At 70.5% G+C, this 1,240-nt stretch carries 1 protein-coding gene and 1 pseudogene; both read right to left on the bottom strand.

What is annotated here, in order from left to right; genetic code table 11:
* Positions 1–334 (bottom strand): annotated as a pseudogene (locus ABZ281_RS49855) (CpaF family protein); the annotation flags it as partial.
* Complete coding sequence (locus tag ABZ281_RS49850; protein ID WP_356665514.1) at positions 331–1,152, bottom strand: hypothetical protein; 822 nt, start codon at positions 1,150–1,152, stop codon at positions 331–333. The pseudogene ABZ281_RS49855 and the gene ABZ281_RS49850, both read right to left, overlap by 4 nt.
* Positions 1,153–1,240 lie beyond the last annotated feature (88 nt).

Genomic DNA, 1,240 nt, shown 5'->3' with positions numbered 1-1,240 from the left:
ACATCGTCGCCCATTCCGAGACGACCTGCCTGATGATCGACTGTCCGCGCTGCCGGCGGTCTTGCTCGGTCATGGAGGCGTCGGCGCCGGCGGCCTCGCCGATCTTCATGCTGGCCTGTGAACGCAGCTCGGCGAGAACCTCGTGGCCGACCGGGAGCGCGGTCGGCGCCGCGGTGTCGGGAACCCGGACGATTCCCTGAGGGAGGCCAGCCGGAGACACCTGCGCAGGAACGGGTCGAAGAACCGGCGCGTCCTGCGCGGTGCTCTCCTGGAGCGCCTGGGCGAAGAGGGCGGTGTAGTCGGGGGCCGAGGTCTCCGGCCTGGTGTCGGTCATGATGCCCTCCCGGTGACCACCGGCATTCCTGCCGGCTGCAGCTGCACGCGCCGCCTGGTCACCAGCTCATTGATCGTTTGGTGGGCCGTGCGCGCGGACCGCAGAAGGGTGCGCGGCATCTTCTTGTAGGCCCCGTGCGTGAAGACGTCGGCGCTGTCGGGATCCCACGCGAGCATGCCGACGACGGGTGCCTTCAGGTGCTGCTGCACCTGGCTGGAGTTGAAGGAACCCTCCTCGATCAGCAGCAGCCCGAGCGCGTCGGAGCCCGTGCCGTGGTGCGCCAGTTCCTCCCTCAGGACCCGCACGGCGGGCGCGGCGGCCGCGATCGAGGCCTGGGTGGTGCGGACCACCATGAGGACGGCGTCGGCGCGGTGCAGCAGCGGCGTCGGGTAGCGGGTGGTGGACAGCCGGGTCTCGGACTCGGTGAGGACGCGGCCCGCATCGATGATCACGTCGTGGCCGGTCTGGTCCATCACGCCGAGCAGCCGGGAGATGGGTTCCCAGGTGCGGTTGAGTGACGCCGCCTGCGTGGGGTCGGTCAGTCCGGGCAGGAGCATCCGCTGGCCGGTGTTGTCGCGGTCCAGGCTGACGAAGTGCTGGGAGAACTCCCGTGCGAGGGTGCCCTGTCGGTCCGCGGCCGCCAGGCGGTGCAGTCCGGTGGCTGCGCTGCCTTCTCCGCCCAGGTAGCCGGCCCGGATCGTGCCGCCGGCGGGGTCAGCCTCGACCAGCAGGGAAGGCTTTGGCGACGAGAGGGCGAGCGCGAGCGCCGAGCAGGTCACGCCGCTGGACTTTCCCGATACGAGTGCGATGACGGCCATCAGCTCGTCGCCTTCAGGACGATGGCCACGTCGCCGCCCGTCCCGCCTCCACCTGCCCTCCACGGGTTTTTATACCGGGGCGTCACCA

It is taken from the genome of Streptomyces sp. NPDC006265 (assembly GCF_040613555.1).
Taxonomy (GTDB): domain Bacteria; phylum Actinomycetota; class Actinomycetes; order Streptomycetales; family Streptomycetaceae; genus Streptomyces.
The sequence above is the reverse complement of the archived record's forward strand: the minus strand, read 5'-3'. Positions and strand labels throughout refer to the sequence as shown.